Source organism: Kitasatospora sp. NPDC043950 (assembly GCF_056435345.1).
In genome coordinates, this window is record NZ_JBWKER010000057.1 from 42,993 (window position 1) to 55,599 (window position 12,607).

Genomic DNA, 12,607 nt, shown 5'->3' on the forward strand with positions numbered 1-12,607 from the left:
CGTACTCAGGCGGGGCCGCGGACCGGCGGCGGACGATGGGTGCCATGCCGCACAGCATCCTCGGTGTCCCCGCCGTGTTCTGGCCCTCGATCGGCTACCTGGCCGGGTACCTGGTGATCGGGCTCGCCGCCGCCCGCGAACTGCGCGCGGGCACCAGCGCGGCCAACGCGGTCCGGCAGTGGACCGCCGCCGTCTGGACGATGCCCGGCTTCCTGCCGGCGATGCTCGTCAACCCGTTCCCGGACGGCAGTGCGGCCCGCTTCCTGTCCGCCACCGCCGTGGGCGCGGCGGGCAACGCGGCGCTGCTCGCCCTGCTCGCCCACGCGGTGGGGCTGCCGTAGCGCGGACGCTACCGTGCCTCGACCGGCTCGCCGGTGTCCTGGTCCAGGTTGAAGACCCGCCGGTAGGAGTCGGTGACCACGGTGATCTGGTCCCGGCCGGTCCAACTCGCCTCCACCAGCCGGGCGTCGTCCGGTGCCCTGCCGATCTGGGCCAGTGACCAGCGCCGCCCGGACCAGCCCGCGCCGACCTCCAGCAGCACCTGCCAGTCGTCGTTGTCCTTCGGCGCGGTGGCGTACGAGCGGTGCACCACGACCAGGGCCAGCTCCGGGCGGGCCGGGGCGGTCTCCCGGCTGCGCGTCTCGGCCGCCGAGACCTTGTGCGCGGCCAGCACGCCGAGCAGGAATACCACCCCGGCCGTCACCGTGACCGCCCGGGTGGCCGTCCGTACGGCGGTGCGCCGGTCGCCCAGCCAGGCGGCGGCGATCAGCGCGGCCAGCGCCGCGCCGAGCAGCAGCTCGGGCCGGTTGAGCAGGTCGGCGACCAGCATCAGCCCGCCCGAGCGGCTCTCCCACTGCCCCTCGGTGTAGAGCAGCACGGCGGCCGCCCCGCCCGCCAGCAGCAGCCGGACCAGGACGCGCCTGGCCTTCGGCATCCGGTTCCTCATCGTCCCCCCGTCCGATGCGTCACAGCTCTGCGAGCAGCTTGCGGCCCTCCGGCCAGTCGCCCAGCCCGGAGTCCGAGTTGAGGTGTCCGTACGCGCCTGGCTCGACGTACCGGGCGCCCCACGCGCCGGCGAACAGCCGGGCCCGCTCGGGGCTGACCCACGGGTCGTCGGTGCTGGCGACGACCACGGCCGGGAACGGGAACGGCGCCAGGGCCACCGGCCGGAAGCCGGTCAGCTGCGGGACTTCGGCGGTGTCGATGTCCGCGGGGGCGACCAGCAGCGCGCCGCGCACCGCGGCGGTCCGCCCGGCGGGCGCGGCGGCCACCCAGCGGGCCACCGTGACGCAGCCGAGGCTGTGGGCGACCAGCACCACCGGCCCTTCGGCGGCGGCCTCGGCCACCGCCGCGTCCACCCGGGCGATCCAGTCGCTCTGGTCGGGGTGGTCCCAGTCCGCCTGCTGGACCCGGCGGAAGGCGTCCGGTTCGGCGGCCTCCCAGCGGGTCTGCCAGTGCTCCGGGCCCGAGTTCTGGTAGCCGGGCAGGACGAGGTGGGTGGTGCGGTCCGGCATGGGCTCCTCCGGTGTGCGGTCGTGGCGGGCAGCAGGAGTCTAGGACGCGGGCAGCCGCGGCCCGCAGCCGGGCGGTGACCCGGCGCGCACGGCCCTCGGCAGGCGCGTACGCCCGGTGACGCGCCGCAGTACGCCCGGTGCGCCCTGTTGCCAACGGCACGGCCGGTGCGGGAGGTTGGTCCGGGCCCGCGGCCGGTGGCCACCGGCCGGGGCCCACGCCGTGTCGGACGCTCGACCATGTGGAGGGATGTCGGCGATGACATCGAAGATCCTGCTCGTCACCGGGGACGCCGCCGAGTCGCTGGAGGTGTTCTACCCGTACCAGCGGCTGCGCGAGGAGGGCTACCAGGTCGACATCGCCGCCCCGACCAGGAAGCGACTCCAGTTCGTCGTCCACGACTTCGTCGACGGCTACGACACCTACACCGAGAAGCCCGGCTACACCTGGCCCGCCGACCTCGCCTTCGCCGACGTCGACCCGGCCGACTACGTCGCGCTGGTCATCCCCGGCGGCCGCGCCCCCGAGTACCTTCGCAACGACCCGGACGTGCAGCGGATCGTCCAGCACTTCTTCGCCGGCGACAAGCCGGTCGCACAGATCTGCCACGGCCCGCTGATCACCGCCGCCGCCGGGGTGCTGTCCGGCCGCCGCAGCGCCGCCTACCCGGCGCTGGCGCCGGACGTGAAGGCGGCGGGCGCCGAATTCGTCGACGGCGAGGCGGTGGTGGACGGCGTGGTCGTCTCGGCCCGCGCCTGGCCCGACCACCCGGCGTGGCTGCGCGCGTTCATCGAGATCCTGCGCACCAAGGCGCCGGCTTCCTGACCCGCCCGCCCAGGCCCGTCGCGCCCCCGACCCGTCTCGGGGGCGCGACTCCGGGAACCCGTCAGGGTCACGCCCCTCCCCAGGTAGCAGGCGCGCCGCCCCGGAGGCTGACGACCGCCCCGCAGTCGCCCTGCCATGGTGTCAAAGACCATGGCAGCGGCGGAGGTTGACAGCCCTGCCGGCCGGAACAGGGAGGACGTCATGACCACCGACCCAGCCGCCACCACCCGGCGCCGCCGACGCGGGCCGGCCCTGCGCGCCGCCGTCGCGGCCCTCGCGGGCGCGGGCCTGATCGCCGCGCTCGCCCCGGCCGCCGCCGCCCAGGACGCGGCCCGCCCGGCGAGTGCCACCGACCGCAGCGCCGACTGGACGGCCCTCGACACCGCCCTCGCCGACCTGACCGCGAAGAACGTCGCCACCTCCTCCCTCGCCGCCGTGCGCGAGAACGGCCGGCTCGTCCACCGCGCCGCCGGCGGCGTCGCCCGGCTCGGCGCGGACACCCCCGCCGACCCCGCGGGCCGCTTCCGGATCGGCAGCACCACCAAGACCTTCGTGGCCACCGTGCTGCTCCAACTCGTCGGCGAGGGACGACTGGGACTGGACGACCGCCTGGAGAGCCTGCTGCCCGGCGCGGTGCCGAACAGCGCGGACATCACCGTCCGCGAACTCCTCAACCACACCAGCGGCGTCGCCGACTACACCCAGGACCCGGCCTTCAACTCCTACGACCAGAACTGGCTCGACACCGGCCGCTACACGTCCTACAGCCCGCAGGACCAGGTGGACATCGCCGACAAGTACCCGCCCGCCTTCCGCCCCGGCCAGGACTGGCAGTACTCCAACACCAACTACGCCCTGGTCGCGCTGATCATCGAACGCCTCACCGGCCACGGCTGGAACGAGGAGGTGGAACGCCGGATCATCCGCCCGCTCGGCCTGACGGGCACCTCGATGCCGCTCTACTCCCCGGTCATCCCCGGCTCGCACGCCCACGCCTACCTCAAGCTCGACAGCGGCCCGGCCGACGTCACCTCGCTCAACCCCTCCATGGCCGGCCCCTCCGGCGCGGGCATCTCCACCACCGCGGACCTGACGACGTTCATCCGCGCCCTGCTCGGCGGCCGGCTGCTGCGCCCCGCCGAACTCGCCGAGATGCAGAAGACCACCGCCCACGGCGGGGGCCAGGCCTACGGGCTCGGCCTCCAGCGGGTGGACACCCCGTGCGGTGCGTTCTGGGGCCACGCCGGCGGGATCCCCGGCTACAGCACGATGATGCTCGGCTCGCTCGACGGGAAGCGCCAGTTCGCCAACAGCACGACCTTCTACGACGCGCCGGATCCGGCCGCGGCCCTCGCCGCCTGGCAGCGGGCGGTGAACGCCGGCGTCTGCGGCGGGCAGGGGTAGGACGGGTGCTGCGGATCCGCCCCCTACGCTGTCCGGCGACAGGAACGGCCGACCGTCACCAGGAGGACGAGACATGGCAGAGCCGCTGATCGCCGCAGTCGGGGGCAAGGTGCCCACCGTCGACCCGGGCGCCTTCCTCGCACCGAACGCCGTCGTGGTCGGGGACGTGACGATCGGCCCTGGCGCGGGCGTCTGGTACGGGGCGGTGCTGCGCGGCGACGCCGAGTCCATCACCGTGGGCCGGGACAGCAACATCCAGGACAACTGCACCCTGCACGCCGACCCCGGCTTCCCGCTGGTGGTCGGCGAGCGGATCTCGGTCGGGCACAACGCGGTGCTGCACGGCTGCGTGGTCGAGGACGACGCCCTGGTCGGGATGAACGCCACCGTGCTCAACGGCGCCCGGATCGGCGCCGGTTCGCTGGTCGCGGCGGGCGCGGTGGTGCCGCAGGGCATGCGGGTGCCGCCCGGCTCGCTGGTCGCCGGGGTCCCGGCCAAGGTCCGCCGCGAGCTGACCGAGGACGAGAAGGCCGGCATCAAGGCCAACGGCGAGGGCTACCTGCTGCTGGCCGCCGCCCACCGCGAGCTCGAACCCCTGGCGCAGCCCCGGGCCCAGATCCAGCCCCAGCCCTAACGCTGGACGCCGACCGGAGCCGCCGCGGCCGGAGCCGTCGCGGCCGGAGCCGTCGCGGCAGGCTCCGGTGCGGCGGGCACGGGCCGGCGCCGGTCGGCCGCCCAGGCGAGCACCGCGATCAGCGCGCCCGAAGCGGCCAGGCCTGCGCCCACCAGGGTCGGCGCCGTCCAGCCGAACCCGGCGTCCAGGGCCAGCCCGCCGAAGTAGGCGCCCTGCGCGTTGGCCAGGTTGAACGCGCCCTGCACCGTCGCCGAGGCCAGCGTCGGCGCGCTGCGCGCCTTCTGCAGGACCAGCGTCTGCACCGCCGGCACGATCGCGAAGCCGAACAGCCCGATCAGCACCACCGTGACGGCGGCCGACCAGCGGGCGTGCGCGGTCACCGCGAACAGCGCCAGGGTGGCGGCCAGCAGCACGAAGGCGGCGCAGACCGTCGGGCGCAGCGCCCGGTCGGCCGCGAACCCGCCGATCACGTTGCCGATCGTCATCCCCACCCCGAACAGCGCCAGCACCAGTGTCACCGAGCCGGTGGCGTACCCGGACACCTCGGTGAGCAGCGGCGCGATGTAGCTGTAGCAGGCGAAGAAGCCACCGCAGCCGAACACCACGGTGGCCAGCGCCAGCCACAGCTGCCCGTCGCGGAAGGCCCGCAGCTCGTGCCGCAGCCCGGCCTGCCCGGTGGAGGGCAGCGACGGCACCAGCCGGGCGATGGCGAGCGTCCCGGCGGCGGCGATCAGGACGACCACCAGCATGGTCGCCCGCCAGCCCAGGTGCTGCCCCAGCAGTGTGGCGGCCGGCACGCCGACGATGTTGGCGATGGTCAGGCCGGAGAACATCACGGCCACCGCCCGGGCCCGGCGGTCCGGGGCCACCAGTTCGGCCGCGGCCACCGCGCCGGCCCCGAAGAACGCGCCGTGCGGCAGTCCGGTGATCAGCCGGGCGGCGGCCAGCGTCCAGAAGTCCGGTGCCAGCGCGCACAGCAGGTTGCCGGTGGCGAACAGCCCGGCGAGCGCCACCAGCACGGTCTTGCGCGGCCGGCCGGAGGCGAGCGCGGTGAGCAGCGGGGCGCCGATGACCACGCCCAGCGCGTACGCGGAGATCAGCCAGCCGGCCTGCGGGATGGAGACGTGCAGATCGTCGGCGACCTGGGGGAGCAGCCCCATGGCGGCGAATTCGGTGGTGCCGATGGCGAACGCGGTGATGGCCAGCGCGAGCAGCGCGAGAGGCAAGGGGGTGACTCCGGGGTGACGCCCGCGGACGGGGAGGCGCGGCGGGACGGGGGGATTCGTTCGTCCGGCATCCTAATCCGGCCGGATGACGCCGCCGTGAGGTGCGTGTGACGGGAGGGGGTCGCCAGTACGGCGTCCACGCGCGAGACTGGGTGCATGTGCCGCAACATCAAGACGTTGCGCCCGCCGGTGACGCTCGACGCCGACGAGGACGACTTCCGCGCCGCCGCGCTGCAGTACGTCCGCAAGGTGTCCGGGTTCCGCGCCCCGGCGGCGCACAACCGCGAGGCCTTCGACCGGGCCGTGGACGCGGTCGCCGAGGCCACCGCCCGGCTGCTCACCGAGCTGGAGGTCCGCGGCGCGCCCGCCCGGGCCGCCGAGGCCACCGCGTAGGCCGACCGCCGTCCGGCGGGTCCGCCGACCGCGGCCACGCATCGGGACCAGGAGATCGGGACAATCGGGACAGGAGATGGAGATGACCCCCGCGAACCGTTACGTGCTCACCTTCCCCGGCACCCCCGGCACCCAGGCCCCGCAGGACGTCGTCGTGGTCGTCCGCACCAGCGCGACGGGCCCGGGCGGACACCCGGTGTACGAGGACGCCAGCGGCATCGTCCGCGCCGAGATCAGCGACGCCGGCGAGGTCCGGATGCTCGCCAGCGGCGGCCACCAGTCCCCGCACCTGCCGGTCCACGCCGAGCCGCTGCCCTGACCGTTGCCCCGGCTGTTGCCCTGACCGGCCGGCATCCGCCGACGATTTCCGCGAACCCCCCGGGTGCCGTCCGCCCCTGGGGCAGAATCGGCCGCATGACCACAGCGCGCTGGCAGGGCACCGTCGTCGCCGAGAGCGACGAGACCGTCGTCGTCGAGGGCAACCACTACTTTCCGGTCGAATCCGTCCGGACCGAATTCCTGCGTCCGTCCGACACCACCACCGTCTGCGGCTGGAAGGGCACCGCCGGTTACTACACGTTGGAAGTGGACGGGCGGACCAACCCCGACGCGGCCTGGTACTACGCCGACCCGAAGCCGGAGGCCGAGGAGATCCGCGGCCGGGTGGCGTTCTGGCGCGGGGTCGAGATCACCGGGTAGGGCGTACCCCGGGAGCGGAGGGGGTACCGGACATCTATGGCAGTCTTCCGTAAACCCGGACGTTCCAGGCCTGTCCCCGAGCCCGCCCCCACCCCCGCCGCCGTGCCCGACGCCGGCTTGGCCGGCGAACTCGCCGAACTGGTCGAGCAGGCCGAGCAGCCCGAGGGCGAGTGGCGGATCGCCGAGTACCGGGCCGGCCGTGGCCGCGGCCGGGCCCTGGTGGCGAACGCGGCCCACCTGCTCGGCCGGGGCGGCCGGGTCGCCGCCAAGGGTGCCGCGTTCGGCGGCCGCGCCCTCACCGAGCAACTGGTGCGGGCCGCGCCGCGGATCCCGGTGCGCGACCTCGCCACGCTGCGCGCCCAGCACCCCGGCGCGGCCGACCCGGAGGCGCTGGCCGACCTGCTGGTCACCGGCGCGGCCCGGGCCTCCGGCGCGCTCGGCGCCGGCGTGGGCGCGGCGGCGATGCTGCCGGTGCCGCCCGCGATGCCGGTGGAGATCGCGGCGGAGACGCTCGCCGTCGCGGCCTTGGAGATCAAGCTGATCGCCGAACTGCACGAGGTCTACGGCGCCCGGGCGCCGGGCGGTGTCACCCAGCGGGCCGGGGCCTACCTGGGCGCCTGGGCCAACCGCCGGGGGATCGACGCGAGGTTGCTGTCCCGGCCGGCCGGGTTCGCCGCCCTGGCGCTCGGGGCGGAGGTGCGCCAGCAGGTCAGCCGCCGGCTCACCCGCAGCTCGCTGCGCCGCCTGCCGTCGCTCACCCCGCTGCTGGTCGGCGCCGGCATCGGCGCCACCGTCAACCGGCGCGACACCCGCCGGCTGGCCGTCGAGGTCCGCGCGGACCTGCGTGCGCGTCCCCCGGTCGACCGCGCCTACTGGGCCGCCGCGGCGCCGGCGGTGCGGGGCGAGGTCGTCCCGGGGGACTGAACAGCTAGGGCCTGTCCGGCGGGGCCGGGGCGGCCGCGCCCCGGCCGGCCTTGACGCCGTTCACCATCGCCTGGTGTATCGCCCGCGCGGTGGTCTCGTCCGCCGCCGGGACGGGGCTGCCGGTCACCGTGTACCAGTCCAATGCGCCGGTGTACTGGACGGTGAGCCGGGCCTCGCCGTCCACCCAGGTGGTGTGCACGGTGAGGTCGCCGGAGATGGGGCCGATCTCGGTGGTGGTGACCCCGCCGGGTCCGCTGATGATCGACTGCGTGGTCCAGGTCGCCCACGACGTGCGCGGGTCGACGGGCGGTCGGGCCTGCCTGCCGTTTTGATCGTGTTCGGTCATGCGCTTATCCTCCCCCGCCGGTGAGTCGCTGCCCGGGCAGCGACACCTGCGGTCGCGAAGACCGCCCGGTCCCACCGGGCGGTCGGGTGCTCACAGCTGTTCAGCGGTCCGGACCGGACTCCTCCAGGGTGGGCTCGCCCTCCGCCTGGGAGGTGTCCTGCGCGTGCAGGTTCTGCATCGAGGTGATGCCCTCTTCGGGATCCGCGGCGCGGACGTCCTCGTCACGGTCCGTGCTCATCTCGGCCCGTTCGCTCATGTCGGTCATGGCGGGCTCCGTCTCCTCGGCCGGTCCGGGCGCGCTCCGAGCCGGGGTGCGGCAGGGCCGGGTCTGTCTCTCACCCCCCAGCCTGCCCCCGCCCCGGCCCCGGGGCCAGCCGAACGGGCTAGGGCGGGTCTGACAATTCCCGCCGCGTGCTGATCCGACGCGAATTGTCGGACACGCCCTAGTCGCCGGCCGGCCCCGCCCTCCGTCCGACGGCCGTCACCAGGTGACGGGCAGCGACCGCATTCCGTAGATGAACGCCTCCGAGCGGAACTTCCGGCCCTCCCCGGTGGCCGCCGGCCGCAGGCCGGGCAGCCGCCGAAACAGGGTGGCCAGGGCGATCTGGAGCTCGGCGCGGGCGAGCGGCTGCCCGAGGCACTGGTGCACGCCGAAGCCGAAGGCCATGTGCCGCCGGGCGTCCCGGTCGAGGTCGAGCTGGTCGGCCGGCCGCAGGTCGGCGCCGCCGAACATCTCCTCGTCCTGGTTGGCGGTGGAGATCAGCGCGATCACGCCCTCGCCGGCCCTGATCACGGTGCCGCCCAGCTCGACGTCCTCCAGCGCGACCCGGGGCAGGCCGTGGTCCACGATGGTCAGGTGGCGCAGCAGTTCCTCGACGGCGCCGGGCAGCGCGGCCGGGTCGGCCAGCCTGGCGATCTGCTCGGGCTGGTCGAGGAGCAGGGCGGTGGAGAGCGAGATCATGTTCGCGGTCGTCTCGTGCCCGGCTATCAGCAGCAGGATGCCGGTCGTGGCGACCTCGCCCGGTGTGAGGTCGTCCCGGACGGCGAGCCGGCTGAGGATGTCGTCGCCCGGCTCCTCCCGCTTGCGGGCGGCCAGGCCGCCGAGGTACTCGCGCAGTTCGTCCGAGGCGGCCTGGACCTCCTCGGCCGAGCTGTGCTTGTTGAGCAGGGTCCGGCTGAGGCCCTGGAAGCGGTCCCGGTCCTCGTACGGGACGCCGAGCAGCAGGCAGATCACCAGCGAGGGGACGGGCAGCGCGAAGTCGGCGACCAGGTCGGCCTCGGTCCGGCCGTCGGTCATCCGGTCGAGCGCCTCGTCGACGATCTGCTGGATGCCGGGGCGCATCGCCTCGACCCGCTTGACCAGGAAGTCGCCGGTGACCATCCGGCGCTGCCGGGCGTGCTCGGGGTCGTCGAGCCGCAGGAAGCTCGGGTTGGCGAGGAGGGCTTCCCGGCGGCCGGGCACCAGCAGCGGGAACCCCTGGTGGCGGGCGTCCGCGCTGAACCGGCGGTCGGACAGGATGGTGCGGACCTCGGCGTAGCCGGTGGCCAGCCAGCAGGACTCGCCGTCGGGCAGGGCGGCACGGGTGATGGGTGCCGTCGCGGCGGCCTCGGTGTAGGCGGGCGGCGGGCTGAACGGACAGCCGGCGTCGCGCGGGGCGGGCATCGGAAAGGTCCGGGCGGTGGGTGTGCTCGTCAAGGTGGGGTCTCCTTGCGTCGCAATGTCCTCGGGTGGGTGGGGTGGCGCCGGGGCCGACGGTTCGCGCGACGACGGCCGGGAGCGGCGGTCGTCACGGTGGCCGGGGTCGGCGCGGGCGGGGGACCGTCGGGAGCCGGCGGGGGCGTCAGCCGGCGTCCTCGGCGGAGTCCTCCTCGGTGACGGTGATCGCGCCGCCCGGGCAGAGCTCGGCGGCGAGCCTCAGCACGGCGAACTGCGGGGGCTTGAACTCGGTCTGACGGAGGACCACCAGACTGTCCTGCTCGTCCTGGTCGAAGATCTCCGGAGCGTTCAGGACGCACATCCCGGAGCTGCAGCAGCGGTCCCGGTCGACGCTCACCTTCATGGTCGAGCACCTCTCGCCAGTGCGGCGCCGGGCGTCCGGCGGCCGCCTCTCGTTGTCATTGCCAACCTAACCGCCACCCTTGCGTCCACGGAGGGGCGATGCGGGGATCGTCCAGAATGGCCGATTCGGGTCGGAGCCGGTCCAGCGTCGCCGCAAAGGGGGTTTGAAATTGACGTTACTCCGCCAAAGGACGGCTCACAGCCCCTCGGCGGCGGCAATCTCCCGGACGGTGGCGACGGTGTCGGCCTCGGCGGCGCTCTTGTCCGGCCGGTAGCGCACCACCCGGGCGAACCGCAGGGCCAGCCCCGCCGGGTAGCGGGGGCTGCGCTGGAGACCGTCGAAGGCGATCTCGACGACCAGTTCCGGCCGGACCCGCACCGTCCAGTCGTCCCGCCCGCTCTCGCGGGCGAGGAGTTCGGCGGTCTGCCAGGCGAGCGTCTCGTCGGTGAGGCCCTTGAAGGTCTTGCCGAGCATCACCCACGGGCCCAGCCCGGGCTCGCCCGCCGCCCGGGCGCCCAGGTGCAGATTGCTGAGGAGGCCGCGCCGCCGGCCGCTGCCCCACTCGGCGGCCAGCACCACCAGGTCCAGGGTGTGCCGGGGCTTCACCTTGATCCAGCCGGCGCCGCGCCGCCCGGCCGCGTACCCGGCCGCCGGGTCCTTGACCAGGACGCCCTCGTGTCCGCGGGCCAGGGCCTCGCGGAAGAACGCCAGTGCCCGCTCACCGTCCCCGGTCTCGGTGCGGGGCACCCGCAGGCCCTCCGGCACCGCCTCGTCCAGCGCCGCCCACCGCTCCCGGCCGGGGCGGTCCACCAGGTCCTCGCCGTCCCGGTGCAGCAGGTCGAAGAAGAAGGCGCTGAGCGGGACTTCGGCGCGCAGCCGCTCCGGATCCCGCCGGGAGGCGGTGCGCGCGGCGGTCTCCTGGAACGGGCGCGGTCGCCCGTCGGGCCCGAGCGCGATCGCCTCGCCGTCCAGCACCGCCGAGCGCAGCGGCAGCGCGAGCGCCGCCTCGGCCACCTCGGGGACGCGCGCGGTGATGTCGTCCAGGCCGCGGGTGAACACCGCGACCTCCGCGCCGTCCCGGTGCACCTGCACCCGGACGCCGTCCAGCTTCCACTCCAGGGCGGCCGGGCCGGTGCGCTCCAGCGCCGACGCCACGTCGGGCGCGGAGGCGGCCAGCATCGGCCGCACCGCCCGGCCCACCTCCAGCCGGAACGCGGCCAGCGCGGGCGCCCCGCCGGTCAGCGCCGCCTCCGCGACCGCCCGGGCGGAGCCGCGGAACATCAGCGCCCGGCGCACCGCCGCCGCGGGCACCCCGGCCGCCTGGGCGACGGCGTCGCCGACCAGCGCGTCCAGCGCGCCCTGGCGCAGCTCGCCGACCAGCACCGCCCGCAGGAACGCCTGCTCGACCTCGGTCGCCCGGGCGAACAGCCCGGCCAGCAGCCGCCGCCGCTCGGCCTGCGCGCCGGGCCCGTGCACCCCGGCGATCCGCTCCAGCTCCCGTTCGGTCTCCCGGACGCCGAGCGAGGCCTCGGCGGCGGGCGGCGGCAGGTCGCGCAGGCCCGCCGGGCCGACGCCGGTGCGCAGCCGCTGCGACTCGCCCGACAGCAGGCCCACGGCCGCCGGGGCCTCGGCCGGGCCCAGTGCGCGCAGGCAGTCCGCGAGCAGCGCCGTCTTGGCCCGCCGTCCGGGCTCGGCGGCGACGGCGCGGGACGTCTGGGCCAGGTGCCGCAGCCGCATGGCGCTCCTCGGGTGGTGCGTGGCCGGGCGTCCAGGATCGGCCACCCGACCGGCCACCGCACGGCGGGCGGTGCGCCCGTACCGCGCCGGAGTGGAGTGCGCGGGCGGCCGGTCTTGGCCGTGGTGGAGCTCGGCGCGGAGCCGACGGCCCGTCATGCTGGCGCCACACCGCGGCCCGGCGACCCCGGGGCCCGCCCGCCCGATCGAGGGAGACCGAGTTGACCACCACGACCCGCTGGAGCGTCGGCGCGCCGGAGCGCGCCGACTACCCCGCCTGGCGCGAACTCTTCCGCGGCTACTGCGCGTTCTACCGGCTGCCGATGCCGGAGGAGAAGGCCGAACTGGTCTGGTCCTGGCTCCACGACCCGGACCACGAACTGGAGGGCCTGCTGGTCCGCGACGGCGACGGCACGCCGGTCGGACTCGCCCACTACCGCCCGTTCGCCCGCCCCCTGCACGGCGCGGTCGGAGGCTTCCTCGACGACCTGTTCGTCGCGCCCGAGGTGCGCGGCGGCGGCGCGGTGGACCAGTTGCTGGCCCGGCTGCGGACGATCGCCGCCGAGCGCGGCTGGAACACCGTCCGCTGGATCACCGCCGACGACAACCACCGCGCCCGCAGCAAGTACGACCAGGTCGCCACCCGGACCATGTTCGTCACCTACGACATGGCCCCGGACGCCCCGTGACCCGCGTCCGGGCGGCCTGAGGGCGTGCCTCGGGAGCGGGCCCCGGGGGGGGGGGGGGGGGGGGGGGGGGGACCCGCCCCGGGCACGCTTTCGTAACTTTTTTTTGTGGTGGGTTGTCTGGGGGGGTCCCCACTTTTTGGCACCAGCACCCCCCCACCCAC

At 75.3% G+C, this 12,607-nt stretch carries 17 protein-coding genes; 9 read left to right on the top strand and 8 right to left on the bottom strand.

Translation table 11 applies throughout. From position 1 onward, the window contains the following. Window positions 1-44: 44 nt before the first annotated feature. Entirely contained in the window at window positions 45-341 is a 297-nt protein-coding gene (locus tag AC07BF_RS30730; protein WP_400810138.1) for a hypothetical protein, read from the top strand. 8 nt (window positions 342-349) lie between these two features. On the opposite strand, the gene AC07BF_RS30735 is transcribed toward AC07BF_RS30730, so the two are convergent. Continuing rightward, on the bottom strand, window positions 350-934 hold the full coding sequence (locus tag AC07BF_RS30735) for a hypothetical protein (protein WP_350886005.1): 585 nt from the start codon (window positions 932-934) through the stop codon (window positions 350-352). Window positions 935-965: 31 nt separating this feature from the next. Further along, on the bottom strand, window positions 966-1,514 hold the full coding sequence (locus AC07BF_RS30740) for an RBBP9/YdeN family alpha/beta hydrolase (RefSeq protein ID WP_363629645.1): 549 nt from the start codon (window positions 1,512-1,514) through the stop codon (window positions 966-968). Between the two features lie 256 nt (window positions 1,515-1,770). Between AC07BF_RS30740 and AC07BF_RS30745 the strand changes: the two genes are divergently transcribed. From AC07BF_RS30745 to AC07BF_RS30755, 3 genes are all read left to right on the top strand, one after another. Then, window positions 1,771-2,337, top strand: a complete 567-nt coding sequence (locus tag AC07BF_RS30745; protein ID WP_363587313.1) for a DJ-1/PfpI family protein — start codon at window positions 1,771-1,773, stop codon at window positions 2,335-2,337. A gap of 201 nt (window positions 2,338-2,538) precedes the next feature. Then, a complete protein-coding gene (locus AC07BF_RS30750) occupies window positions 2,539-3,741 on the top strand; it encodes a serine hydrolase domain-containing protein (RefSeq protein ID WP_363587314.1) in 1,203 nt (400 codons plus the stop codon). A gap of 73 nt (window positions 3,742-3,814) precedes the next feature. Continuing rightward, on the top strand, window positions 3,815-4,375 hold the full coding sequence (locus AC07BF_RS30755; RefSeq protein ID WP_363587315.1) for a gamma carbonic anhydrase family protein: 561 nt from the start codon (window positions 3,815-3,817) through the stop codon (window positions 4,373-4,375). On the opposite strand, the gene AC07BF_RS30760 is transcribed toward AC07BF_RS30755, so the two are convergent. Beyond that, complete coding sequence (locus AC07BF_RS30760) at window positions 4,372-5,601, bottom strand: MFS transporter (protein ID WP_478334205.1); 1,230 nt, start codon at window positions 5,599-5,601, stop codon at window positions 4,372-4,374. The two genes, AC07BF_RS30755 and AC07BF_RS30760, sit on opposite strands and share 4 nt — an antisense overlap. A 156-nt stretch (window positions 5,602-5,757) precedes the next feature. Between AC07BF_RS30760 and AC07BF_RS30765 the strand changes: the two genes are divergently transcribed. From AC07BF_RS30765 to AC07BF_RS30780, 4 genes are all read left to right on the top strand, one after another. Continuing rightward, on the top strand, window positions 5,758-5,994 hold the full coding sequence (locus AC07BF_RS30765) for a DUF2277 domain-containing protein (protein WP_350886016.1): 237 nt from the start codon (window positions 5,758-5,760) through the stop codon (window positions 5,992-5,994). 82 nt (window positions 5,995-6,076) lie between these two features. Continuing rightward, window positions 6,077-6,313, top strand: a complete 237-nt coding sequence (locus AC07BF_RS30770) for a DUF6296 family protein (protein ID WP_350886018.1) — start codon at window positions 6,077-6,079, stop codon at window positions 6,311-6,313. Window positions 6,314-6,408: 95 nt separating this feature from the next. Next, a complete protein-coding gene (locus AC07BF_RS30775; protein WP_063346074.1) occupies window positions 6,409-6,693 on the top strand; it encodes a DUF427 domain-containing protein in 285 nt (94 codons plus the stop codon). Between the two features lie 102 nt (window positions 6,694-6,795). Next, a complete protein-coding gene (locus AC07BF_RS30780) occupies window positions 6,796-7,617 on the top strand; it encodes a hypothetical protein (protein ID WP_400810143.1) in 822 nt (273 codons plus the stop codon). Between the two features lie 4 nt (window positions 7,618-7,621). Here AC07BF_RS30780 and AC07BF_RS30785 read toward each other — a convergent pair whose 3' ends face one another. From AC07BF_RS30785 to AC07BF_RS30805, 5 genes are all read right to left on the bottom strand, one after another. After that, window positions 7,622-7,963, bottom strand: coding sequence for a hypothetical protein (locus AC07BF_RS30785; RefSeq protein WP_363587318.1), 342 nt, complete (start codon window positions 7,961-7,963; stop codon window positions 7,622-7,624). 100 nt (window positions 7,964-8,063) lie between these two features. Continuing rightward, a complete protein-coding gene (locus AC07BF_RS30790) occupies window positions 8,064-8,228 on the bottom strand; it encodes a hypothetical protein (RefSeq protein ID WP_159398310.1) in 165 nt (54 codons plus the stop codon). Window positions 8,229-8,444: 216 nt separating this feature from the next. Next, on the bottom strand, window positions 8,445-9,659 hold the full coding sequence (locus AC07BF_RS30795; RefSeq protein ID WP_400810145.1) for a cytochrome P450: 1,215 nt from the start codon (window positions 9,657-9,659) through the stop codon (window positions 8,445-8,447). A gap of 145 nt (window positions 9,660-9,804) precedes the next feature. Continuing rightward, window positions 9,805-10,023 carry a ferredoxin gene (locus AC07BF_RS30800; RefSeq protein ID WP_363587319.1) on the bottom strand — a complete coding sequence of 73 codons (219 nt, stop codon included), beginning with the start codon at window positions 10,021-10,023 and terminating at the stop codon, window positions 9,805-9,807. A 195-nt stretch (window positions 10,024-10,218) separates the two neighbouring features. Further along, entirely contained in the window at window positions 10,219-11,760 is a 1,542-nt protein-coding gene (locus AC07BF_RS30805) for an ATP-dependent DNA ligase (RefSeq protein ID WP_363587320.1), read from the bottom strand. 218 nt (window positions 11,761-11,978) lie between these two features. Here AC07BF_RS30805 and AC07BF_RS30810 point away from each other — a divergent pair, with 218 nt between their 5' ends. After that, window positions 11,979-12,446: an N-acetyltransferase family protein gene (locus AC07BF_RS30810; protein ID WP_478334206.1), complete on the top strand. Its 468-nt coding sequence runs from the start codon at window positions 11,979-11,981 to the stop codon at window positions 12,444-12,446. The last annotated feature ends 161 nt before the right edge of the window (window positions 12,447-12,607 follow it).

Bases quoted from the DNA above. Each gene is read 5' to 3' on its own strand.
- AC07BF_RS30805 (WP_363587320.1), bottom strand. From the start codon at position 11,760: ATGCGGCTGCGGCACCTGGCCCAGACGTCCCGCGCCGTCGCCGCCGAG.
- AC07BF_RS30730 (WP_400810138.1), top strand. From the start codon at position 45: ATGCCGCACAGCATCCTCGGTGTCCCCGCCGTGTTCTGGCCCTCGATC.
- AC07BF_RS30775 (WP_063346074.1), top strand. From the start codon at position 6,409: ATGACCACAGCGCGCTGGCAGGGCACCGTCGTCGCCGAGAGCGACGAG.
- AC07BF_RS30770 (WP_350886018.1), top strand. From the start codon at position 6,077: ATGACCCCCGCGAACCGTTACGTGCTCACCTTCCCCGGCACCCCCGGC.
- AC07BF_RS30745 (WP_363587313.1), top strand. From the start codon at position 1,771: ATGACATCGAAGATCCTGCTCGTCACCGGGGACGCCGCCGAGTCGCTG.
- AC07BF_RS30755 (WP_363587315.1), top strand. From the start codon at position 3,815: ATGGCAGAGCCGCTGATCGCCGCAGTCGGGGGCAAGGTGCCCACCGTC.
- AC07BF_RS30740 (WP_363629645.1), bottom strand. From the start codon at position 1,514: ATGCCGGACCGCACCACCCACCTCGTCCTGCCCGGCTACCAGAACTCG.
- AC07BF_RS30750 (WP_363587314.1), top strand. From the start codon at position 2,539: ATGACCACCGACCCAGCCGCCACCACCCGGCGCCGCCGACGCGGGCCG.
- AC07BF_RS30735 (WP_350886005.1), bottom strand. From the start codon at position 934: ATGCCGAAGGCCAGGCGCGTCCTGGTCCGGCTGCTGCTGGCGGGCGGG.
- AC07BF_RS30790 (WP_159398310.1), bottom strand. From the start codon at position 8,228: ATGACCGACATGAGCGAACGGGCCGAGATGAGCACGGACCGTGACGAG.
- AC07BF_RS30765 (WP_350886016.1), top strand. From the start codon at position 5,758: ATGTGCCGCAACATCAAGACGTTGCGCCCGCCGGTGACGCTCGACGCC.
- AC07BF_RS30785 (WP_363587318.1), bottom strand. From the start codon at position 7,963: ATGACCGAACACGATCAAAACGGCAGGCAGGCCCGACCGCCCGTCGAC.
- AC07BF_RS30800 (WP_363587319.1), bottom strand. From the start codon at position 10,023: ATGAAGGTGAGCGTCGACCGGGACCGCTGCTGCAGCTCCGGGATGTGC.